Source organism: Pseudaestuariivita rosea (genome assembly GCF_017592335.1).
Taxonomy (GTDB): Bacteria; Pseudomonadota; Alphaproteobacteria; order Rhodobacterales; family Rhodobacteraceae; genus Parasulfitobacter; species Parasulfitobacter rosea.
Genome location: NZ_JACNMP010000019.1, coordinates 43,841 through 63,247 on the forward strand (window position 1 = coordinate 43,841; position 19,407 = coordinate 63,247).

Below are 19,407 nucleotides of genomic sequence, written 5' to 3' on the forward strand. Positions count from 1 at the left end.
AAGACAATGGGGATTCCGTCAATGCGCGTCATCCCCGGCATGAGGCAGCGCAAAACTGCCCGCAGATCGAACGGGAAACGATACATGCGATTTTGGACGTTTTTGGCAAGCCTGACGGCTTATTTTACTGCAACAGCGGCTTTTGCGCAGGACAGACCGGATGGTCTGGATGTGATCGGCGTGCCGACGGATGCCGGTATGGGATTTCAGCCCGCCGCGACCGAGCTTGCGCGTGATCTTCAATGGCTGGACGGTATGATTCTGGTGATCATCACGGCGATTGTGATTTTTGTCGTGGGTTTATTGGCAGCTATCATCGTTCTTTATAATCGCCATCGTAACCCGAACCCCGCGACATTTACCCATAATTCACCGCTTGAGATCACCTGGACGGTCGTTCCGATCATCATTCTGGTCTTTATTGGCGCGTTTTCTTTGCCCGTTCTGTTCAAACAGCAGGAAATTCCCGAAGCTGACATCACCATCAAGGTGACAGGTCTGCAGTGGTACTGGAATTATGAATATGTCGATCACGACTTCAATTTTGACAGCTATATGATCGGCCACCCGGCGACGTTGACCGCCGAAGATGGTGATGACATCGAACCCTATGTTCTGAATGACGCCATGGAAGCCAAGCTGGAACGTGCTGGATACAGCCGCGATGAATGGCTGTTGGCAACCGATACGGCCGTTGTCGTGCCTGTTGGCAAAACTGTCGTGATGCAGGTCACTGGCGGCGATGTGATCCATTCCTGGACAATCCCCGCTTTCGGCGTGAAGCAAGATGGTATTCCCGGGCGTCTGGCCGAACTTTGGTTCAGCGCAGAGCAGGAAGGCGTATATTTTGGTCAATGCTCGGAACTGTGCGGGTTCTATCATGCCTATATGCCGATCACGGTGCATGTGGTCAGCGAAGAGGCCTATGAGCAGTGGCTTGACGGCGCTATTCAGGAATACGCGGGAACACCGCGCACGCTTGAAGTTGCGTCAAGCGACTAAGGATACCGCCCGCAAAGGGGTTTTCGAACGGATCAGGGGTGTCAATGAGCGACGCGAGCTTTGAAAATACGAGCACAGGTGAAGCCAGCTTTGGCGATTACTTTGCCCTGCTGAAACCACGTGTCATGTCGCTGGTTGTTTTCACAGCTTTGGTCGGGTTGCTGGTAGCACCTGTGTCTGTTCATCCCTTTGTCGGATTTTGCGCGATATTATTTATCGCCATCGGGGCAGGGGCCTCGGGCGCTCTGAATATGTGGTGGGACGCCGATATCGACCAGGTCATGCGGCGCACGCAAAAGCGCCCGATCCCGGCCGGCAAAGTCGCACCTGAAGAAGCGCTGGCCATTGGTCTGGCACTGTCGGGCTTTTCGGTCATCTTTCTGGCTTTGGCGACGAACCTGTTTGCGGCTTTTCTTCTGGCCTTCACGATCTTTTTCTATGCCGTGGTTTATTCCGTCTGGTTGAAGCGGTCGACACCGCAGAACATCGTGATCGGCGGCGCGGCGGGGGCATTCCCCCCGATGATTGGCTGGGCGGCTGCGACCGGGGGCGTGTCTTTGGAAAGCGTTCTGATGTTTGCGCTGATCTTCATGTGGACGCCGCCGCATTTCTGGGCGTTGGCGCTGTTCATGAAGTCCGATTATGACGACGCTGGCGTGCCGATGTTGACCGTCACGCATGGCCGTAAAACAACACGCGCGCATATTCTGATCTATACCCTGCTGTTGGCACCAGTGGCGATCGGGGCCGGGCTGACGTCGATCGGGGGACCCGTTTATCTAGCAGCGGCTGTTGTGATGAACGCATGGTTCGTCAAAGGCGCTTTCGATATCTGGCGGCGGGATGAAGATATCGCGACGGATGACGGCTATGCGGTTGAAAAGTCGTTCTTCAAATTCTCACTACTGTACCTGTTCCTACATTTTGGGGCACTGTTGGCTGAAGCCGCGCTACGGTCCTTTGGATTGGGTGGCTGGGGATGAGCTATTTTCGCAAAGACCACGAAATACATGATCGTCGTCTTGGGCGTAACCTGGGTGTTTTAGGGGTGCTGGCGGCGTTGATTGCCATCGTTTTTGGACTGACTGTTGTCAAAATAACCTCGGGCCAGCCGGTGCAGGGTTTCGACCATGTTGTGCGCCCGGAACTGATGGAGACTGCGGAATGATGGGGTTACAAGGCAAGAGCAAGACACTGGCACAGACCTTGGCGGTTGTCGTGTTCATGGGCGGATTGGCTTGGGCGTCGGTGCCGCTTTATGACTGGTTCTGCCGGGTCACGGGGTATGGCGGTACGACAAATGTGTCGGCCGGCAATACGGATGAAATCCTGGATCAGACTATCAAGATACGTTTCGACGCTAGTACAGAACGACACATGCCGTGGGAGTTTCGCCCCGTTGAACGCCAGATGGAAATCCGTATCGGTGAAACGGGTTTGGCCTTTTACGAGGCCTATAATCCGACCGACCGACCCATTGCAGGCACAGCCACATACAACGTCACGCCTTTTGCCGCTGGCAGCTATTTTTCCAAGATCGAGTGTTTCTGTTTTCAGGAACAGGTTTTGCAGCCCGGCGAACGCGTCGAGATGCCAGTGACCTTTTATGTGGATCCGGACATCGTCAACGACCGCGAAGGCAAGTTTGTGCATACGATCACGCTTAGCTATACCTTCTATGAAATCGAACTGCCTGAAACACAGGCGGCTTTAAGCACTGACACCAGTTTTAACTAGAAGCCCAAGGGATACGACATGGCCCACGCCAAGAACCACGATTATCACATCCTGCCCCCGTCGATCTGGCCGCTTATGGCGTCGGTCGGGGCGTTTTTTATGTTGTTCGGGGCCGTGCTTTGGATGCATGACGGTGGACCTTGGATGTTCCTGATCGGTTTGACGGCCGTTCTTTATGTGATGTTCGGCTGGTGGTCCGATGTGATCCGCGAAAGCGTTGCGGGCGATCATACGCCGGTTGTCCGCATCGGGCTGCGCTATGGCTTTATCATGTTCATAATGTCCGAGGTGATGTTCTTCGCCGCATGGTTCTGGAGCTTTTTCAAACATGCCATGTACCCGATGGATACCTATGAGGGCTCAACCTATATCCCGCCCGAGATGTATCAGGTCGATCCGTTTCACCTGCCCTTGATCAACACGCTGATCCTGTTGTGTTCAGGCGCCGCAGTCACTTGGGCACACCACGCGCTGGTTCACAACGAAAGCCGCAAGGACGTCGAAAACGGACTTCTGCTGGGGATCGCTCTGGGCGTGCTGTTCACATTCCTGCAGGGGTACGAATACTGGTATCTTCTGTCTGCGCAGGACTGGACATTCGGGGGCGACAAGTTCTTTTCGAATTTCTTCATGGCGACCGGCTTCCACGGTGCCCATGTGATCATCGGGACGATCTTCCTGTTTGTCTGCTATCTGCGTGTGCGGGCTGGTCACTTCACGGCGGAAAAGCACATCGGGTTTGAGGCCGCTGCGTGGTACTGGCACTTTGTTGATGTTGTCTGGCTGTTCCTGTTCGCCGTTGTTTACATCTGGGGATCATGATCGTCTGACGCCAATGTCATGACCTGAAAAGCGGCAAGGGTTTCCCTTGCCGTTTGCTTTTTTGGGGATATGCTAAAGCCCAACTTGTCCGAGGGTGAGATGCCGAAAACATCCAGGCCGACCGATTTCAATATCGCCATCGTCGGGCAACGCGGTCGGTTGATGTATGAGGCGGTTTTGTTTGCGGCCTCGCTTCGGGCGAAATCGTCTGGTTTCAAAGGCAAGCTGTTTGTGATGGAACCCCAGCCCAACGGCCTTTGGGACTATGACCCGCGTATTCAGGATGACGCCGTATTAAGCGCGCTGGATATGCTGGGTGCGCAGATTGTTTCGTTTGAAAGTCAGCATTTCGGGCAGGCCTATCCCTATGGCAACAAGATCGAGGGTCTGCAGGCGTTGCCCAAAGGCGAACCCTTTGTTTTCTTTGATACCGATACACTGATTTTGTCTGAGCTGACGTGGGTGCCCTTTGACTTTGATCGACCGACGGCGTCGACCAGATGCGAGGGAACATGGCCCAAGATCGAGCTTTACGGGCCAGGATATACGGCCATCTGGAAGTCGCTTTACGATCAGTTTGGGTTGGATTTTGAAAGCTCGCTGGATATGGATCAGCCCGATGAATACTGGCGCAGATATCTATATTTCAACGCCGGTTGGTTTTTCTTCCGGTGTCCGCAGGAATTTGGTGCGCGGTTTGCGGAATATGCCGTTGCGATCCGGGATAACTCGCCGGAAGAACTGGTTTGCCAATCGCTTGATCCCTGGCTTGATCAGATTGCACTGCCGCTTGTCATTCATTCCTTTGGGGGCGGGCGTGGGACGATACCCGATGGTCTTTTGGACGGTGCAGTCAGTTGCCATTATCGTGTCTTCCCGCTGATGTATGCGCGTGAGGATGATCGGGTGATCGACACGCTGGAGGAGGTTGCCGCACCCAATAAAATCAAGAAAGTGTTGAAAGGGTATGAGCCGATAAAGCGCATGGTTTATCAGGGGCGTGGTCAAAAAGTGCGGGCGCTTTTTGATCAGGATAACCTGCCCCGCCGCGAACAGATGATCCGTAACAAGATCAAGCGCGAAGGGTTCTGGATGCGCTAGGCGGTTTGCGGGAAACGAAGGGTGACATCGCCCAAAGCGCCCGTTAGAAGGCAGATGACTTGTCCAACTGAACGAGATGTCATCGATGATCAAAGTATTTGGCCACAAATCCCCTGACACCGACTCAACCGGGTCGCCCATCATCTGGGCCTGGTATCTGAATGAGGTCCGCAAAACCCCTGCTGAGGCGAAGCTGTTGGGGGAACCCAACACTGAAGCTGCCTTTGTTTTGCAGCGGTGGAGGTTGGAAAAGCCCGAGATTATTGAGGATGTCAGCGAAGATGATTGCTGTGTGGTTGTCGATACGAACAATCCAGCTGAATTGCCGTCATCGATCAATGACGCAAATGTATTTGAAATCATCGATCATCATAAACTGACCGGTGGGCTGGAAACCAAAGGGCCGATTGATATCACGATCCGCCCCCTGGCCTGCACGGCGACGATTATGTACGACATGATGGGCGCGGATGCGGCCCGGATGCCGGATGCGATCAAGGGTGCGATGTTGTCGTGTATTTTGTCCGACACGCTTGAATTCCGCAGCCCGACGACGACGCCCCATGACCAGCATGTGGCTGAAACACTGGCGGGCGAGCTGGGTGTTTCGATCCCGGATTACGCATCCGAGTTGTTTGCGGCAAAGTCTGATGTTTCGGCTTTTTCCGATGCGGAACTCTTGCGGATGGATTCGAAGGAATATGAGGTTGGCGGCACGAAGTTTCGTGTCTCAGTCCTGGAAACCACAGCGCCGCAGATGATCCTTGATCGCAAAGACAGTCTGTTGGACGCGATGCCCGCGGTCGCATTGGAAGATGGTGTGGATCAGGTGTTGCTGTTCATTGTCGATATTCTGAACGAAGAAGCGACGATGTTGATCCCGAACGATCTGACGAAAGCCGTTGCGGAAAAATCCTTCGGCGCCAGTGTTTCGGGCGATAGCGTCGTTCTGCCGGGGATTATGAGCCGCAAAAAGCAGATCATTCCCAATCTGAAAGTCTGATCCAAAGGTGAGCGCTGGTCGCGCTCATTCCGCCCGCGCGTGCCGCGCGATTTTTTCGCCTTCGGCGAGAGTATTTATGGAACAATAATGACTGAGGGGCCTTAATGCGGATCATCGAAAGCCTGGGTGAGATATCGCAAGACTATGATGCACTGTTTTGTGATCTGTGGGGCTGTGTTCATAACGGAATAGCGCCGTTCCCCGAGGCAGTGACTGCGCTGCGAGCGTTTAAGGCGCAGGGTGGGATTGTCGTACTGGTGACCAATGCGCCGCGGCCCCATGCCAGCGTTGAGGCGCAGTTGAACCGGATGGGTCTGCCCACGGATTGCTGGGATGCGATTGCCAGTTCGGGTGACAGTGCGAGGGCGGCGATGTTCCGTGGTGTTGTCGGGCAGAAGGTCTTCTTTATCGGTGAAGATCACGATCAAAGCTTTTTTGCCCCGATGCAGATTGTCGACGATCCGGTTGAGATTGAGCAGGTGCCGTTGGATCAGGCCGAGGGTATCGTCTGTTGTGGGCCTTTTGACCCGCATGCGGACCCGTCTGTCATGCGCCCGGAGTTTCTTTATGCCAAGCAGAAGGGGCTGAAACTGCTGTGTGCCAACCCTGATATCGTTGTCGATCGCGGTGAGACCCGTGAATGGTGTGCCGGTGCGCTGGCGCAGCTTTATACCGAGATGGGCGGCGAGAGCCTTTATTTTGGCAAACCGCATCCGCCGATTTATGATCTGGCGCGGCGGCGGTTGGTGGCGCTTGGGCATGATATTCCTGACCAGCGCATCCTGGCGATTGGCGATGGGATTGGTACCGACATCAGGGGTGCGATGGGAGAAGAGATCGATTCTGTTTTCATCACCGGCGGCCTGGCTGCGGCTGAGACAAAAACGCGCAGCCAGCCTGACGCGCAAGCGCTAAGTGCCTTTTTAGATAAGGAAATGTCTGCGCCGACCTATGCGATCGGGTTTTTGCGATAGATCGTTTGCCCTTGATTTTTCTGCAGTTGAAAAGTAATCATATTTCAACATGGCGTCTTTTGTTGCCATATTATTACTTTTGGGATGCGCAGTATGTTGGACAATATGCCCCGCGGGACGATCTGTATCGAAGACATCGAAATCGGGATGAAACGCCATCTGCGCAAGGTTGTGACCGACCGCGATATTGAAATGTTTGCTGAGGTTTCAACAGACCATAACCCTGTGCATCTGGATGATGACTATGCCCAGGATACGATTTTCGAAGGCCGGATTGCCCATGGTATGCTCACGGCCGGTCTGATTTCCGCCGTTATTGGTGAACAGCTGCCCGGTCACGGCACAGTTTATTTGGGCCAGTCGCTGAAATTCCTGGCCCCGGTTCGCCCCGGCGACATGGTTCTGGCCGAGGTTGAGGTCACCGAGATCGATCATTCCAAGCGCCGTGTCACCATGAATACCCATTGTGAGGTGGATGGAAAGAAAGTGCTTAAAGGCGAAGCTGTCGTTTTGGCGCCGTCACGGAAATTCGACTGACCTTGCACCGCGCTTAAGGCCGCGATAACTGCGGTTCTATGCGGATTGTCCGGGATACCCAGTTCATCGACAAAGGTGACCAAGGCGCGAGTGCTGCCATTGGCAACTTTGATGGTGTCCATCTGGGCCATCAGGCCGTCATCGATATCGCACGTAGGCAGGCCGCTGAGCTTGGGTGCCCGTTGGGTGTCATGACGTTTGAGCCGCACCCCCGCGAATTCTTTGCCCCGGACACGCCCGCCTTTCGTCTGATGAACGCCGAGGCCAAAGCGCACAGGTTGGAAAAGCTTGGCGTGGATATTTTGTATCAATTGCCGTTTAACGCAGCTTTGGCTGGTCTTGAGGCGCATGATTTTGCGCAAAAGATCATCGCAGAGGCCCTTGGTTTGCGCCATGTCGTGGTTGGCCAGGATTTTTGCTTTGGGCGGGGGCGAAAAGGTACCGCAGATGATCTGAAGCGTTTTGGTGCGGCCATGGGTTTTGGCGTGACGGTCGTGCAGATGGTCGAAACGGGTGTTGGCGAAGTGTCATCGACCAATATCCGCGCCGCGCTTAGCGACGGGCGACCGCGCGATGCGGCTGCGATGCTTGGGCACTGGCACAGGATCGAAGGCCGTGTCATTCAGGGTGATCAGCGGGGGCGTCAGTTGGGCTATCCGACTGCGAATATGTCCATTGCCGGGCTGCATCCGCCGAAATTCGGTGTTTATGCGGTGAAGGTCGACGTTCTGAACGGACCCAATGCAGGCAGTTACCATGCTGCGGCCTCGATCGGTGTGCGTCCGATGTTCGGGGAAAATCAGGCCAATTGCGAAACCTTTCTGTTCGATTTCACGGGTGATCTCTACGGCGCCGATCTATCAGTTGGGCTGGTCGAGTTTCTGAGGCCAGAGATGAAATTTGACAGTGTCGAGGCCTTGATCAACCAGATGGATATCGATTGCGAACAGGCACGGGGCATTTTGAACGATGTCTGATGATCCCATTGACCGCAGCGGGGTGCGCCCGCAGTTCTGGAAGACGGTACCTATGGCGCGAATGTCCCAGACGGAATGGGAAGCGCTTTGCGATGGCTGCGGCAAATGCTGCCTGAACAAGCTGGAAGATGAAGAAACGGGCGAGGTTGTCCTGACCCGTGTCGCGTGTCGTTTGCTGGATGACAGCACATGTCGCTGTGCGCAATATGACATCCGAAAACAGTTTGTGCCCGAATGCATCGTGCTGACACCTGATACTATTGAAAGCCATCTGTACTGGATACCCGATACCTGCGCCTATCGGTTGGTGTATGAGGGACGGCCGCTTTATGACTGGCATCCGCTGATATCCGGCACACCCGATACGGTCCACGGCGCGGGGGTTTCGGTTCAGGGCTTGACTGTGCCCGAATTCGATGTTCCCGAGGAAGAGTGGGAAGATCATATTATTGAGGAGCCACGCTGATGTTTTTCGCCTCTGACAACACAGGGCCGGTGCACCCAAAGGTGATGGAGGCGCTGGTGCGTGCGAATGCCGATTATGTCAGTTCCTACGGCGCGGACCCCATCATGGACACCGTGCGTCAGCAGGTGCGCGATATATTTGAGGCGCCGCAGGCCGCGATCTATCTGGTCGCGACGGGGACGGCGGCGAACTCGATCATTCTGGCGACAATGGCCAAGCCTTGGGAAACGGTGTTTTGTTCGCGTGTGGCCCACATTCACGAAGACGAATGCGGCTGTCCCGAATTCTTTACGGGCGGGTCAAAGCTGACGCTGATCGACGAATATGGGGGCAAGATGGCCCCGGATGCGCTGAAAGTGGCGATTGAGGCGGAAGAAACGCGCGGCGTTCATGGCATGCAGCGCGGGCCGGTTTCGATCACTCAGGCGACAGAGCGGGGTGTGATTTATACGCTGGACGAATTGCGGGCGCTGACGGATATTGCCCGGTCTTATGGCATGAAAACACATATGGATGGGGCGCGGTTTACGAATGCTATGGTGGCGCTTGGGTGTGCACCAGCCGATATGACGTGGAAGGCGGGCATCGATGCGGTCAGCTTTGGCGGAACCAAGAACGGCCTGATGGGGGTCGAAGCGGTCATTCTATTTGATCCTGAACAGGCCTGGGAATTTGAGCTGCGCCGCAAAAGGTCAGCGCATCTATTTTCGAAGCACCGTTATTTATCGGCGCAAATGCAGGCCTATCTGACGAATGATTTATGGATTGATCTTGCAAAGCAGGCCAATGGTGCATGCGCGCGTTTGACAAGCGGATTGAAGCAGATCCCCGACGTCGGATTTCACTATGAGCCGGACGTCAATATGATCTTTGCGGAATGGTCGCGGGCCAAGCATCAGGCGCTGCATGATGCAGGTGCGCAGTATTACGTCTGGTCAGGCACGCTAGAGGGCGATGATCCGGACGAAAAACTGACCGCGCGCCTTGTGTGCGACTGGTCGACCAGTGATGCGAATACAGATCGGTTTTTGGAAGTAATACGCGCCTGATCTGAGCAGCTATTTGCTAGCTCTCTTCAATATCGGCGGGCATGTCACCCATGGATATGCGCCAGTGCTTGCGACACAGCGAAACATAGGTTTCGTTCCCGCCGATCTGAACCTGTGCGCCCTCTGTAATCACCTGTCCGTTTTCATCCTGTCGGACGACCATTGTCGCCTTTTTCCCGCACCAGCAGATGGTTCGAACCTCTCGCATCTCATCGGCCAAGGCCAAAAGCGCGGCTGACCCCGGAAATAGATGCCCCTGAAAATCAACGCGCAATCCGTAACACATCACAGGCACTTTCAGATCATCCACAGCGCGGGCCAGTTGCCAGACCTGTTCTTCTTCAAGAAACTGCGCCTCATCCACAAAAATGCAGGCACAGGGTCCTTGCGCCAGTCTGGTGCGCAGTTTTTCGAACAGGTTGTCACCCTTGGCAAATGTATCGGCGTCAGCCCCGATACCGATACGCGACGCGATGCGACCGTCACCGGCGCGATGATCGAACTGCGCCGTCAGCAGATAGGTCTGCATGCCGCGTTCATGATAGTTATAGGATGCCTGCAAAAGCACGGTGGATTTGCCTGCATTCATGGTGGAATAGTGAAAATAAAGTTTAGCCATAGCCTGCAGGTAAAGCGCAAAACCGCTGAATGCAAAACCCCTTTATCGCAACGTTCATGACGTGTCAGATTTGCCTGAACTCTTTACCTTTGGCACCAAGCCCACCCCCGTCTGGGTCATATTCAGCAAATCTTCAAACCATCCAATGTCGGGATCATTGGCACTTGGTCATTCCCAAAAACACGGGATAGGGTAAAGATGGCATTCAGATATGCAGAATATCAGTGGGAGAATTCGTGCAATTTTCCCCGCCTGACCCGGGAGTTGCGCAAAAATGGATGACACCGCCAGTTATCTGAAGAAACATACGGAAGCCTTGGTGAAGGATATCGGTATCGAAAAGGCTGGCCAGATTTGCGGAAAATCGAAAGCCACCCTAGGCCGATACTATTCGACAGACGCAGATCATGCAGGGCGCTTTATGCCGATTGATGTTGTCGCAGCGCTTGAGGGGGCAGCCGGTTTTCCCCATGTCACGGCGGCCCTGGCTGACTTGCGGGGCATCACGCTGAGCTATGATGAAAACCGTAAGAATGACGATGACAAGGGCGGCGTGAATTCGGATGTTATCATGCTAAGTCAAAGGTTCGGCATGCTGATGGGCGAATATCACCAGTCAATTTCCGACGGTGTGATTACAGTGAATGAGGCCAAAAGACTGCTGAATGAAACACTTGTGCTGCAACAGGTTCTGATCGAAATGAAGCTGCACCTTGAAGAAGAAGTGCCGGACTGAACAGGGTAGGGCAGAACAATGGATCTAAGCGATCTTCCAAATATTGATCCTGATCGGTTCAATGGTCCTGACGTTGATTTTCTAAAGCTGTCAGGTGCTGCTGATCACGCCCCGCGCATCTTGTTGTTGTATGGGTCGTTGCGGGACAACAGCTATTCCAGATTTGCAGCAGAAGAGGCCGGGCGCCTGTTGAATGCCATGGGGTGTGAGACGCGGTTTTATAATCCCCGTGGGCTGCCGCAGCCCGACGACGATGACGGTAGCCATGAGAAGGTGACAGAGCTGCGCGACCTTGCCACTTGGTCCGAAGGCATGGTCTGGTCAAGCCCCGAACGTCACGGTGCGATGACAGGTATCATGAAATCGCAGATTGACTGGTTGCCCTTGAAGATGGGCGGTGTGCGACCTACCCAGGGCAAAACGCTGGCGCTGATGCAGGTATCAGGTGGGTCACAGTCCTTTAACGCAGTCAATCAGATGCGCATTCTGGGGCGCTGGATGCGGATGGCGACAATTCCCAACCAGTCAAGCGTTCCAAAGGCGTGGTCAGAGTTCGAAAATGGCCGTATGAAACCGGGTCCGCTTTACAGCCGTATCGTTGATGTGATGGAGGAACTGGTGAAATTCACCTATCTGATGCGCGGCCGAACGGACTATATGCTTGACCGGTACTCGGAACGTGTCGAAACCGCGGCTCAGGTTCGGGCGCGGGTCAACAAAACCGACTAGTTGCGCCGTACGATGACCGAACCTGCCGAGTAACCTGCGCCGAACGAACAGATAATACCAACATCGCCTGACGCCAAGTCATTGGAATATTTCGAAAAAGCGATGATCGAGCCCGCCGATGACGTATTGGCATAGTCTTGCAGGATATTCGGTTGTTCGTGCGGTTCAGGAACGCGGCCCAAGACTTTGCGACCAATGAAATCGTTCATCGACTTGTTGGCCTGATGCAGCCAAAGCCGTTTCAATTGATCCGCGGCCAAGCCTTCATCCTCGACATGATCAAGGATCAGGGCTGATACCATTGGAACAACTTCCTTGAAGACTTTCCGACCGTTCTGCATGAACTGCATATCGCGGCGGTCTTCCATCTGATCGCGGGTACGGCGCAGGTATCCGTTGTTATTTCTAATGTTATTGGAAAAATCAGTCAGACAACGTGTCGAAAGTATTTCAAAATAATCGCCATTGGCATCCTCGGCCCGTTCGATCACGGTTGCAGTGCAAACATCGCCAAAAATGAAATGACAATCGCGATCCCGCCACTCAAGATGCGCGCTGCAAATCTCCGGGTTCACGACCAGAGCACGCTTGATGCTGCCGGTGCGGATCATGTCGGACGCGATCTGAATTCCAAAGGTGGCCGAGCTACAGGCGACATTCATGTCGAAAGCAAAGCCTTGAATTCCAAGCAGTTTCTGGATCTCGATAGCAACCGCTGGATATGCGCGTTCCATGTTTGACGCCGCACAGATCACGGTGTCAATCTGATCGGGTCGGATGCCTGCGTCCTGAAAGGCCTTGTTCGCAGCTTCGACAGCAATTTCTGCCATGATTGACGGTTCATCATCCGATCGCGCGCGCAGTTTGGGGTACATGCGGCCCGGGTCCAGAACGCCTTCCTTATCCAGAACGTAACGTTGTTCAATTCCACTGGCCTGAACGATAAAGCTGCTTGAAGAATGCGCTTTGGCGTCAAGCACACCGGCCGCGATTTCCTTTTCATTTTCAGAGTTATAGCGGTCAGCATGGGTATTGAAAGCAGCCACAAGTTCGTCATTGGTAATGACGTTTTCTGGCGTAAAAACGCCTGTTCCGGTAATTGCGGATTTAAACATTTGCACCTCAGACAACGGGTGGCGCAGAATTGCTGGAAACAACTGCGAAGGTCAAGCTAAACGGGTGAAAACCTTGAAACTCGTTGGCTGGGTGTGCTGGCTTCGTATCTTAACCCCGTAAAACTGTACCACTATTTTGGTGTCACATGAACGCTTTTCGATGCCTCGAAAGCGGTATTCTGAGCAAGTGTTTTGAGGTTGCCACGTTGAGCATTGGAGCGTGCAACTTTCAATGCATCTGTAACAGCGGCTTGAATGTCTTTTTTACTCATGACTGTCCTGCTGAAGAAGGTCGTTGAAGTCGGTCCCTTTCGTCGGAGGCGTGATGATTGTGACGAGACGGCCTTCGGCCTCGAACCGTGCTGCCGCCTGTTCTGCTGCCGTCAGACCGGCGGGATCGTGATCTGCCGCAATCAAGACCACCTCGCCCACGGGGGCTGGCGGCAGCATCACTCACTTGAGGCCGGAGGTCGACAGGGTCGCCCAGGCAGTCAAGCCAGATGCAGCGCTGACGCTGAGAGAGGTTTCGATCCCTTCCGCGACAACGATGACGAGGCGATCCGGTCCCAATCGCACAGCGCCGCCACGACAGGTCCCCAACATCATCTTGGCTCCACCAGGGACATCGGCTTTGTCTGACCCGTCGCGCCGTAGATATAAGCCAAGTCTGCAAGACTTGACTCCAAAGTGGATTTTTACCAAATTTACCTATTATTTTCAATGGTTTATGTGGATCAACTTCGAGCTAACTTGAAAATCTGCACAATTATGGTCTACTGACATATATGACAAATGACGCTTGATCGTTCCATTACGAGATGGTTCATCCGTCATTTAAGTGAAGTACTTTTTGCCAGATACGCCTACGCGTTCATTGCCTCATGCCCAAAAGCTATCGCGCACGACGCCATCGAACTTACCCTCAGGTGTGTTGATCTTCAGTTCAGTTCCTGGATCCCAATGGGTCATCCGCACCATTCCTATCGAGACGGTACAATCGTGATCTGGCGACCAGGCGGCGGATGTAACCTGTCCGACGATTTTGTCCTTGTCCATGATCGGCCAGGCTTCATCGCAATGTGGAACACGGTTCTTGATTTCGATTGCACGGATTTGCCTCACCGGGCCGTCCTTGGCCACGCGCAATAGCGCATCGCGTCCGATACAGCCAATTGCTGTTTCGGTATTGCAGAACCTGCCCAGGCCGCATTCATGTGGAGTGTTTTCCCGCGTCATGTCATTGCCATAGCTGAGCAACCCACCTTCGATCCGCTCAGCGCCGTTCGGACATCCGGCGCGTACGTTCAGGTCTTCGCCCGCTTTAAACAGCGCGTCCCACAACGGCATCCCAAGATCCCAGCCTTCGACATAAATCTCAAAGCCGCCCTGTTTCGAATAGCCGGACCGCGCGATCAGCAGGTCGCGGCCTTCGAAGGTGAACCATCCATAGCGGAAGAATTTCACTGATCGGATATCATCACCGAACACGCGGGCCATCAGATCGTCCGCCTTCGGCCCCTGTACGGCCAGGGGGCTGACGTCAGGCTCATCGACAAGGACTTCCATGCGGTAGGCATTCGCCAGTGCCTTGACCCATAGCAGCAGATCCGAGTCCGCGATCGAGATCCAGAACCGCTCTTCGCTCAGCTTGACCGCAACCGGATCGTTCAGCATCCCCCCGGTTTCGTCCACCACGGGCAGGTACAAACACTGCCCCGGCATCATGCTGCGCAAATCACGTGGTGTTAGCCATTGTATAAGCTTGCCAGCGTCGGGTCCCCGGATTTCCACTTGCCGCTCACAAGCGACATCCCAGACCTGAACGTGCTGTTTCAAGTGCCGATAGTCTGCCTCGGGGCTTTCGAAATATGCTGGTAACAGCATATGGTTATAGACCGTATATCCGCCGATCCCGGCGGCCTCGACACCCTTCGAGAATGGCGTGCGACGCAGGCGCCGCGACGGAGCGATATTGGCCATGTCAGATTATCCTTCTTTACGCGCGTGCTGACGCAGTTCGAATTTCTTGATCTTGCCGGTCGCTGTCTTCGGAAGTGTTTGAAAAACGACAGACTTTGGTGTTTTGAAGCCAGCAAGATGTTCGCGGCAAAAGGCGATAATGTTGTCCGCATTCGCCGTCGCCCCGTCGCGCAGCTCGACATAGGCGCGCGGGACCTCGCCCCACTTCGGATCAGGGCGTGCAACAACGGCCGCAGCCTGTATGTCGGGGTGACTATAAAGCACCGCCTCGACCTCGACAGATGATATGTTTTCGCCGCCCGAGATAATGACATCCTTCAATCGGTCGCGGATCTGGACATAGCCGTTCGGATGCACCACAGCCGCATCACCCGACCAGAACCAGCCGTCTTTGAATGCCTCGGCGCTGGCATCAGCATCCTTGTAATAGCCCTTCATGACCGTATTCGCGCGGATCGCGATTTCGCCTTGCGTTTCACCATTCATCGGCACGGGCTGGCCGGTTTCCCGATTGATCACTTCAAAACCTTCGACCATTGGAAAAGCGATGCCCTGATGCGCCTGAAGCTCGGCCTGTTCGGCGGGCGGCAGGTTTTCCCATTCTTCCTGCCAAAGGCACTGCGAAATGTGGCCATAAGTTTCGGTCAATCCGTAGACCTGCATCACGTCCAGCCCGATTTCACTGGTTTTTCCAAGGATCGCGGGCGGTGGCGGTGCGCCTGCGGTCATAACCCGGATGCGCGGAGAGAATGGCGTTTTGGGCACCTCGGGGCTTTCCACCATCATCTGAAGCACGATCGGTGCGGCGCCAAAATGTGTGATCCCTTCATCCGCGATCGCCTTGAATAGTTTCTCAGGCAGCGGATCCCGCGTAAAGACCATTTGTCCACCAATCAGCGGCAGCATCCAGGGGTGACACCAGCCATTGCAGTGAAACATCGGGACGATAGACAGATACGAGATAAAATGTGGCACCTGCCAGGCGTTCACCGTTCCCATCGCCATAAGCGCGGCACCCCGGTGGTGATAGATGACGCCCTTGGGGCGTCCCGACGTCCCGGACGTATAATTAAGCGCCAAGGCCTGCCATTCGTCGTCCGGAAGGCCGGTTCCGGCAAACGGCTTTGCTTGCAGTAACGTGTCGAAATCATCGCCATCGATATCCGGATTCGGCCCTTGCGCGTCGCGTATCCAGATGACCGGACGGGTTTCGCCCAAAATCTCGAAGGCGCCCTGAACAATCGACGCGAATACACTGTCGGCAATAATCAGTTTCGTGTCCGCATGCCCGATGATGTAGGCGATCGTCTCGGCCTCAAGCCGCATGTTTATCGTATTGAGCACGCCCCCCGCTATTGGCACCGCATAATGCAGCTCAAACAGTTCTGGAATGTTAGGCGCGATTACGGAAACCGTATCGCCTTTGCCAATGCCACGCGCCTGAAGTCCGCCCGCGATACGCCTGACCCGATCCGCAAGTGTCGCGTAATCGTAGCGGCGCGCGCCGTAGATCACCGCGGGCCGTCTTGCATGAACATAAGCGGCCCGGTTCAGGTGCGAAACCGGCGAGAGTGGCACGTAGTTGGCGCCGTTCATCGCATTGGCTTCAAAGTGTTTATGCATCGGCTCTGCTCCCTCGTTCCGGCTGACCTACTTCGGCCCGTGCCAGTCGATCTGGCAAATCTCGGCAGATCGTCCTTCGAAATCCCAAAGGTGGCCAAAGGCCTGCAGTCCTAGCTCGTTTGATGTGGCTACGGCCACATCAGCGCGCCTTATTTTCGTGCTGTTATATGACTGGCTACTACCCGTGGCTGAGAATCTTGGGAAAAATAACGCCGGAGGCTTCGCGGATATCATCTTGAGCCGCCATAGCATAAGGGTTAAGACGCATTCCGACAGAACCGCCGCGAAAAGCGATAGCCAGGATAGGGCAGAAACGAAGCGAAACGTTGCTGTCAACACCAAAGCCTCCCTTCTCTAGTGTTGCCTTTTTAAATGCCAGACATTTAAATGTCTGACAAATGAAAAGTGTAAATGTCTGACATATGAAGATTGATCCGAACAGCGCTGCTGATTTCTCGGCCCAAATCGCCAAGGCCATTCGCGATGCGATCATCTCGGGTGATCTGATCGTCGATGACCGGCTGCCGTCAGAGCAAGAGCTTGCTGAACAGTTTGACGTGTCGCGCCCGACGATCCGCGAGGCGTTGAAGCGGCTTGCGGCACAGTCGCTTATCCGGACGCAGCGCGGAGCTTTTGGTGGGGCCTTTGTCCGGCGTCTGTCTTATGAAGAAGCCCGCAAACAGCATGTCACGACGTCAACGCTTCTGCTGAGTATGAACGAGATCAGCTTCGACACCGCCTGCCAGGCGCGGTTCGCGATGGAGCGGTCCTGCGTCAGGCTTGTCGCGCAAAACCGGATCCAAGCCCACCTTGATGCCATGGCGCATGAACTTGCCGTCCAACAATTGCCGGATCTTTCGGATGAAGCCTTTTGCGGCTCGGATGTGGCCTTTCATCGGGCATTGGTCGATGGGTCGGGTAACCCTGTTTTGTCTTATCAGATGGCCGGAGCGATCGAGGCCATGCAGCCATTGATGAACATGATTACCTTCACCGACCGATCGCGCGCCGAAATCGTCGACATGCACACTGCATTGTTTGCCGCGGCAACCGACCGCGACGCGACGCGATTAGAGCAGGAACTTATCCGACTGGAAGACTACACGCTGACGCTGGGGCGATCTGTTTTTGAGAAGCGCCAGAGCCTCCGCGCTGCACGGTCTGTAAGCAATGAACGCACCAAGTCTTCCCCTATTATAAGCCAAAACGGAGGCCTATCGTGAAGCAGACCCTAGATACAGGTTCGTTCGAAAATCTTGCCCTTGAGGGACGAGATGATGGCGTCTGGATCGTGACGCTCAATCGTCCCTCGAAACGCAATGCGCTCGATATCGCAACCATCGAAGAGTTGGTCCGCTTTTTCTCGACCGCACCCCAGGCCGGTGTCCGCGCCGTGGTACTTGCAGGTGCCGGCGACCACTTCTGCGCGGGTCTTGATCTTGTGGAACACCACCAGGCTGACCGCAGCCCGGCCGAGTTCTGGCAGGTGTGCCTGCGCTGGCACGAAGCCTTCAACAAGATGGAGTACGGCGGCGTCCCGATCATCGCAGCACTACAAGGCGCGGTCGTCGGCGGCGGGCTTGAACTTGCCAGTTCGGCTCACATCCGTGTCATGGACCGCACAGCTTATTTCGGTTTGCCAGAGGGGCAGCGCGGCCTTTTCACCGGCGGCGGGGCAACAATTCGCGTGACCGACCTTATTGGAAAGGCGCGGACCATCGATATGATGCTCACAGGGCGAATCTATAAAGAACAAGAGGCCGTCGATGTTGGCCTGGCGCAGTATCTCGTCGATGGATCTGCTTTCGACCGTGCACTGGCTCTGGCCGAGCGTGCTGCTGAAAACCTGCCGCTTTCGAACTTCGCGATTTGTTCAGCAGTCAGCCACGCACGCAATATGTCCGCGATGGACGCCGCCTATGCCGAGGCCTGCGTCGCCGGTGTCGTCAACACCCAACCCGATGCCCGTGCCCGCCTCGCCGCCTTCGCCAACAAATCCGCCGCCCGCGTTCGCCCTGACTAGCGGGACGATGGTTTTGGCCGAATGACAACCGTGCTGAACCGCGATTTATACAGCACACAGACTATTTGGACCTTTCCTGTTTTGATGCCGCTCCTTTGATAGCATTTATTGCAGCAAAGGAGACGGATTATGGGACTGAAGCGGACGGACGAGTTCCGTGCTGATGCGGTTCCGATCGCGCGGACGAGCGGGCTGAGCAGGAAGCAAGTGGCATCTGATTTGGGCGTTGGCCTGTCGACGCTGAACAAGTGGGTGACGGCGCATCGTGACAGTGATTTTGTGTCTGACAAGGACCTCGACTTTGCGCGTAAGAATGAACGGCTGCGGCGAGAGAACCGTATCCTCAAGGAGCAGAGGGCGATTTTAAATTGAAACCGGATCAGAAAAGGTCCCGGTGGGGCGTTTTGACGGGCGGTGGAAATAGACACCACAGGCTGGCGGGTGATCGACAAGCCGCCGGTTCGCTTCCGCCGCGCGGTCGGCATGCGGCCCCTGGCAGTCCCGCACCCGGCGGGTCGGTCGACACATTGCGCGCCTTTCTGAACGTCCAGTCCGATCAAGATTTCGTCCTGGTGGTGGCCTGGGCGCTCGCTGTCCTGCGAAATAAAGGCCCGTATCCGGCGCTCGTCCTGTCGGGCGAGCAGGGTTCGGCAAAATCGACCTTCTCTGCGATATTGTGTTCGCTGCTCGACCCGAACACCGCACCGTTGCGCGCCCTGCTGCGCGAGGACCGGGACCTTTTCATCGCCGCCAGCTCTATACCGACCAAGACGAGGTGCTGTTTGACGCCGCCCGCCCAGTGTCCGACAGGTTGCCGATGACGCGCTAACTGACCGGATCGCCACCATCCATGAAGCATCAAAGCAAACCTATGGTGCGCCGCGCATTCACGCTGAACTGGCAGATGAAGGCGT

At 55.1% G+C, this 19,407-nt stretch carries 24 protein-coding genes and 2 pseudogenes; 19 read left to right on the top strand and 7 right to left on the bottom strand.

Annotation, left to right across the window (positions count from 1 at the left end; translation table 11 throughout):
* The first annotated feature begins 84 nt into the window (after positions 1–84).
* The 12 genes from coxB (at position 85) to H7848_RS13230 (ending at position 9,668) form a co-directional block, all read left to right on the top strand.
* Complete coding sequence (gene coxB / locus H7848_RS13175; RefSeq protein WP_208352278.1) at positions 85–1,002, top strand: cytochrome c oxidase subunit II; 918 nt, start codon at positions 85–87, stop codon at positions 1,000–1,002.
* A gap of 44 nt (positions 1,003–1,046) precedes the next feature.
* A complete protein-coding gene (cyoE, locus tag H7848_RS13180) occupies positions 1,047–1,985 on the top strand; it encodes a heme o synthase (RefSeq protein ID WP_208352280.1) in 939 nt (312 codons plus the stop codon).
* Positions 1,982–2,170 (top strand): hypothetical protein, encoded by a 189-nt coding sequence (locus H7848_RS13185; protein ID WP_208352283.1) that lies wholly within the window; start codon positions 1,982–1,984, stop codon positions 2,168–2,170. The genes cyoE and H7848_RS13185 overlap by 4 nt, the downstream gene beginning before the upstream one ends.
* Positions 2,170–2,739 carry a cytochrome c oxidase assembly protein gene (locus tag H7848_RS13190; RefSeq protein WP_208352338.1) on the top strand — a complete coding sequence of 190 codons (570 nt, stop codon included), beginning with the start codon at positions 2,170–2,172 and terminating at the stop codon, positions 2,737–2,739. Before H7848_RS13185 ends, H7848_RS13190 begins: the two co-directional genes overlap by 1 nt.
* Before the next feature lie 18 nt (positions 2,740–2,757).
* Positions 2,758–3,561, top strand: a complete 804-nt coding sequence (locus H7848_RS13195; protein ID WP_208352286.1) for a cytochrome c oxidase subunit 3 — start codon at positions 2,758–2,760, stop codon at positions 3,559–3,561.
* Positions 3,562–3,660: 99 nt separating this feature from the next.
* On the top strand, positions 3,661–4,662 hold the full coding sequence (locus H7848_RS13200) for a hypothetical protein (protein ID WP_208352288.1): 1,002 nt from the start codon (positions 3,661–3,663) through the stop codon (positions 4,660–4,662).
* 85 nt (positions 4,663–4,747) lie between these two features.
* On the top strand, positions 4,748–5,665 hold the full coding sequence (locus H7848_RS13205; RefSeq protein ID WP_208352290.1) for a manganese-dependent inorganic pyrophosphatase: 918 nt from the start codon (positions 4,748–4,750) through the stop codon (positions 5,663–5,665).
* Positions 5,666–5,769: 104 nt separating this feature from the next.
* Complete coding sequence (locus tag H7848_RS13210) at positions 5,770–6,639, top strand: TIGR01459 family HAD-type hydrolase (protein WP_208352292.1); 870 nt, start codon at positions 5,770–5,772, stop codon at positions 6,637–6,639.
* Between the two features lie 93 nt (positions 6,640–6,732).
* A complete protein-coding gene (locus H7848_RS13215; RefSeq protein WP_208352294.1) occupies positions 6,733–7,176 on the top strand; it encodes a MaoC family dehydratase in 444 nt (147 codons plus the stop codon).
* A gap of 38 nt (positions 7,177–7,214) precedes the next feature.
* Positions 7,215–8,153: a bifunctional riboflavin kinase/FAD synthetase gene (locus tag H7848_RS13220; RefSeq protein WP_208352297.1), complete on the top strand. Its 939-nt coding sequence runs from the start codon at positions 7,215–7,217 to the stop codon at positions 8,151–8,153.
* Positions 8,146–8,619 carry a YcgN family cysteine cluster protein gene (locus H7848_RS13225; RefSeq protein ID WP_208352300.1) on the top strand — a complete coding sequence of 158 codons (474 nt, stop codon included), beginning with the start codon at positions 8,146–8,148 and terminating at the stop codon, positions 8,617–8,619. The genes H7848_RS13220 and H7848_RS13225 overlap by 8 nt, the downstream gene beginning before the upstream one ends.
* The gene (locus H7848_RS13230) at positions 8,619–9,668 is read left to right on the top strand and encodes a threonine aldolase family protein (RefSeq protein ID WP_208352304.1); all 1,050 of its coding nucleotides are present in this window, start codon (positions 8,619–8,621) and stop codon (positions 9,666–9,668) included. Before H7848_RS13225 ends, H7848_RS13230 begins: the two co-directional genes overlap by 1 nt.
* Positions 9,669–9,684: 16 nt before the next feature.
* Here H7848_RS13230 and H7848_RS13235 read toward each other — a convergent pair whose 3' ends face one another.
* The gene (locus H7848_RS13235; RefSeq protein ID WP_208352306.1) at positions 9,685–10,287 is read right to left on the bottom strand and encodes a thymidine kinase; all 603 of its coding nucleotides are present in this window, start codon (positions 10,285–10,287) and stop codon (positions 9,685–9,687) included.
* Between the two features lie 274 nt (positions 10,288–10,561).
* Between H7848_RS13235 and H7848_RS13240 the strand changes: the two genes are divergently transcribed.
* Positions 10,562–11,023 carry a hypothetical protein gene (locus H7848_RS13240; protein ID WP_208352308.1) on the top strand — a complete coding sequence of 154 codons (462 nt, stop codon included), beginning with the start codon at positions 10,562–10,564 and terminating at the stop codon, positions 11,021–11,023.
* 18 nt (positions 11,024–11,041) lie between these two features.
* Entirely contained in the window at positions 11,042–11,752 is a 711-nt protein-coding gene (arsH, locus tag H7848_RS13245) for an arsenical resistance protein ArsH (RefSeq protein WP_208352311.1), read from the top strand.
* Here the strand turns inward: arsH and H7848_RS13250 are convergent.
* The 6 genes and pseudogenes from H7848_RS13250 to H7848_RS20405 all read right to left on the bottom strand — a co-directional run.
* Positions 11,749–12,867, bottom strand: a complete 1,119-nt coding sequence (locus tag H7848_RS13250) for a beta-ketoacyl-ACP synthase III (protein WP_208352313.1) — start codon at positions 12,865–12,867, stop codon at positions 11,749–11,751. The genes arsH and H7848_RS13250 overlap by 4 nt on opposite strands.
* 131 nt (positions 12,868–12,998) lie before the next feature.
* Entirely contained in the window at positions 12,999–13,139 is a 141-nt protein-coding gene (locus H7848_RS13255; protein WP_208352316.1) for a hypothetical protein, read from the bottom strand.
* On the bottom strand, positions 13,132–13,317 hold the full coding sequence (locus H7848_RS13260; protein ID WP_208352318.1) for a toprim domain-containing protein: 186 nt from the start codon (positions 13,315–13,317) through the stop codon (positions 13,132–13,134). The genes H7848_RS13255 and H7848_RS13260 overlap by 8 nt, the downstream gene beginning before the upstream one ends.
* A 429-nt stretch (positions 13,318–13,746) precedes the next feature.
* Positions 13,747–14,847, bottom strand: coding sequence for a dimethylsulfoniopropionate demethylase (locus H7848_RS13265; RefSeq protein WP_208352320.1), 1,101 nt, complete (start codon positions 14,845–14,847; stop codon positions 13,747–13,749).
* Between the two features lie 6 nt (positions 14,848–14,853).
* Positions 14,854–16,470 (bottom strand): AMP-binding protein, encoded by a 1,617-nt coding sequence (locus H7848_RS13270; protein ID WP_208352322.1) that lies wholly within the window; start codon positions 16,468–16,470, stop codon positions 14,854–14,856.
* A 27-nt stretch (positions 16,471–16,497) separates the two neighbouring features.
* A pseudogene (locus H7848_RS20405) lies at positions 16,498–16,611 on the bottom strand (DUF1326 domain-containing protein); the annotation flags it as partial.
* A gap of 281 nt (positions 16,612–16,892) precedes the next feature.
* Here H7848_RS20405 and H7848_RS13275 point away from each other — a divergent pair.
* The 5 genes and pseudogenes from H7848_RS13275 to H7848_RS20325 all read left to right on the top strand — a co-directional run.
* Complete coding sequence (locus tag H7848_RS13275) at positions 16,893–17,693, top strand: FadR/GntR family transcriptional regulator (protein ID WP_208352324.1); 801 nt, start codon at positions 16,893–16,895, stop codon at positions 17,691–17,693.
* Positions 17,690–18,493, top strand: a complete 804-nt coding sequence (locus tag H7848_RS13280; RefSeq protein WP_208352329.1) for a crotonase/enoyl-CoA hydratase family protein — start codon at positions 17,690–17,692, stop codon at positions 18,491–18,493. Before H7848_RS13275 ends, H7848_RS13280 begins: the two co-directional genes overlap by 4 nt.
* Before the next feature lie 129 nt (positions 18,494–18,622).
* A pseudogene (locus H7848_RS13285) lies at positions 18,623–18,859 on the top strand (transposase); the annotation flags it as partial.
* Positions 18,860–19,020: 161 nt separating this feature from the next.
* Positions 19,021–19,314 carry a hypothetical protein gene (locus H7848_RS13290; RefSeq protein WP_208352332.1) on the top strand — a complete coding sequence of 98 codons (294 nt, stop codon included), beginning with the start codon at positions 19,021–19,023 and terminating at the stop codon, positions 19,312–19,314.
* Between the two features lie 25 nt (positions 19,315–19,339).
* On the top strand, positions 19,340–19,407 hold a 68-nt coding region (locus tag H7848_RS20325; protein ID WP_419555511.1), incomplete at its 3' end, for an IS3 family transposase.

Bases quoted from the DNA above. Each gene is read 5' to 3' on its own strand.
- H7848_RS13275 (WP_208352324.1), top strand. From the start codon at position 16,893: ATGAAGATTGATCCGAACAGCGCTGCTGATTTCTCGGCCCAAATCGCC.
- H7848_RS13220 (WP_208352297.1), top strand. From the start codon at position 7,215: ATGCGGATTGTCCGGGATACCCAGTTCATCGACAAAGGTGACCAAGGC.
- H7848_RS13225 (WP_208352300.1), top strand. From the start codon at position 8,146: ATGTCTGATGATCCCATTGACCGCAGCGGGGTGCGCCCGCAGTTCTGG.
- H7848_RS13235 (WP_208352306.1), bottom strand. From the start codon at position 10,287: ATGGCTAAACTTTATTTTCACTATTCCACCATGAATGCAGGCAAATCC.
- H7848_RS13190 (WP_208352338.1), top strand. From the start codon at position 2,170: ATGGGGTTACAAGGCAAGAGCAAGACACTGGCACAGACCTTGGCGGTT.
- H7848_RS13205 (WP_208352290.1), top strand. From the start codon at position 4,748: ATGATCAAAGTATTTGGCCACAAATCCCCTGACACCGACTCAACCGGG.
- H7848_RS13195 (WP_208352286.1), top strand. From the start codon at position 2,758: ATGGCCCACGCCAAGAACCACGATTATCACATCCTGCCCCCGTCGATC.
- H7848_RS13240 (WP_208352308.1), top strand. From the start codon at position 10,562: ATGGATGACACCGCCAGTTATCTGAAGAAACATACGGAAGCCTTGGTG.
- H7848_RS13265 (WP_208352320.1), bottom strand. From the start codon at position 14,847: ATGGCCAATATCGCTCCGTCGCGGCGCCTGCGTCGCACGCCATTCTCG.
- H7848_RS13200 (WP_208352288.1), top strand. From the start codon at position 3,661: ATGCCGAAAACATCCAGGCCGACCGATTTCAATATCGCCATCGTCGGG.
- H7848_RS13270 (WP_208352322.1), bottom strand. From the start codon at position 16,470: ATGCATAAACACTTTGAAGCCAATGCGATGAACGGCGCCAACTACGTG.
- H7848_RS13230 (WP_208352304.1), top strand. From the start codon at position 8,619: ATGTTTTTCGCCTCTGACAACACAGGGCCGGTGCACCCAAAGGTGATG.
- coxB (WP_208352278.1), top strand. From the start codon at position 85: ATGCGATTTTGGACGTTTTTGGCAAGCCTGACGGCTTATTTTACTGCA.
- H7848_RS13215 (WP_208352294.1), top strand. From the start codon at position 6,733: ATGTTGGACAATATGCCCCGCGGGACGATCTGTATCGAAGACATCGAA.
- H7848_RS13260 (WP_208352318.1), bottom strand. From the start codon at position 13,317: ATGCTGCCGCCAGCCCCCGTGGGCGAGGTGGTCTTGATTGCGGCAGAT.
- cyoE (WP_208352280.1), top strand. From the start codon at position 1,047: ATGAGCGACGCGAGCTTTGAAAATACGAGCACAGGTGAAGCCAGCTTT.
- arsH (WP_208352311.1), top strand. From the start codon at position 11,042: ATGGATCTAAGCGATCTTCCAAATATTGATCCTGATCGGTTCAATGGT.
- H7848_RS13185 (WP_208352283.1), top strand. From the start codon at position 1,982: ATGAGCTATTTTCGCAAAGACCACGAAATACATGATCGTCGTCTTGGG.
- H7848_RS13250 (WP_208352313.1), bottom strand. From the start codon at position 12,867: ATGTTTAAATCCGCAATTACCGGAACAGGCGTTTTTACGCCAGAAAAC.
- H7848_RS13210 (WP_208352292.1), top strand. From the start codon at position 5,770: ATGCGGATCATCGAAAGCCTGGGTGAGATATCGCAAGACTATGATGCA.
- H7848_RS13255 (WP_208352316.1), bottom strand. From the start codon at position 13,139: ATGAGTAAAAAAGACATTCAAGCCGCTGTTACAGATGCATTGAAAGTT.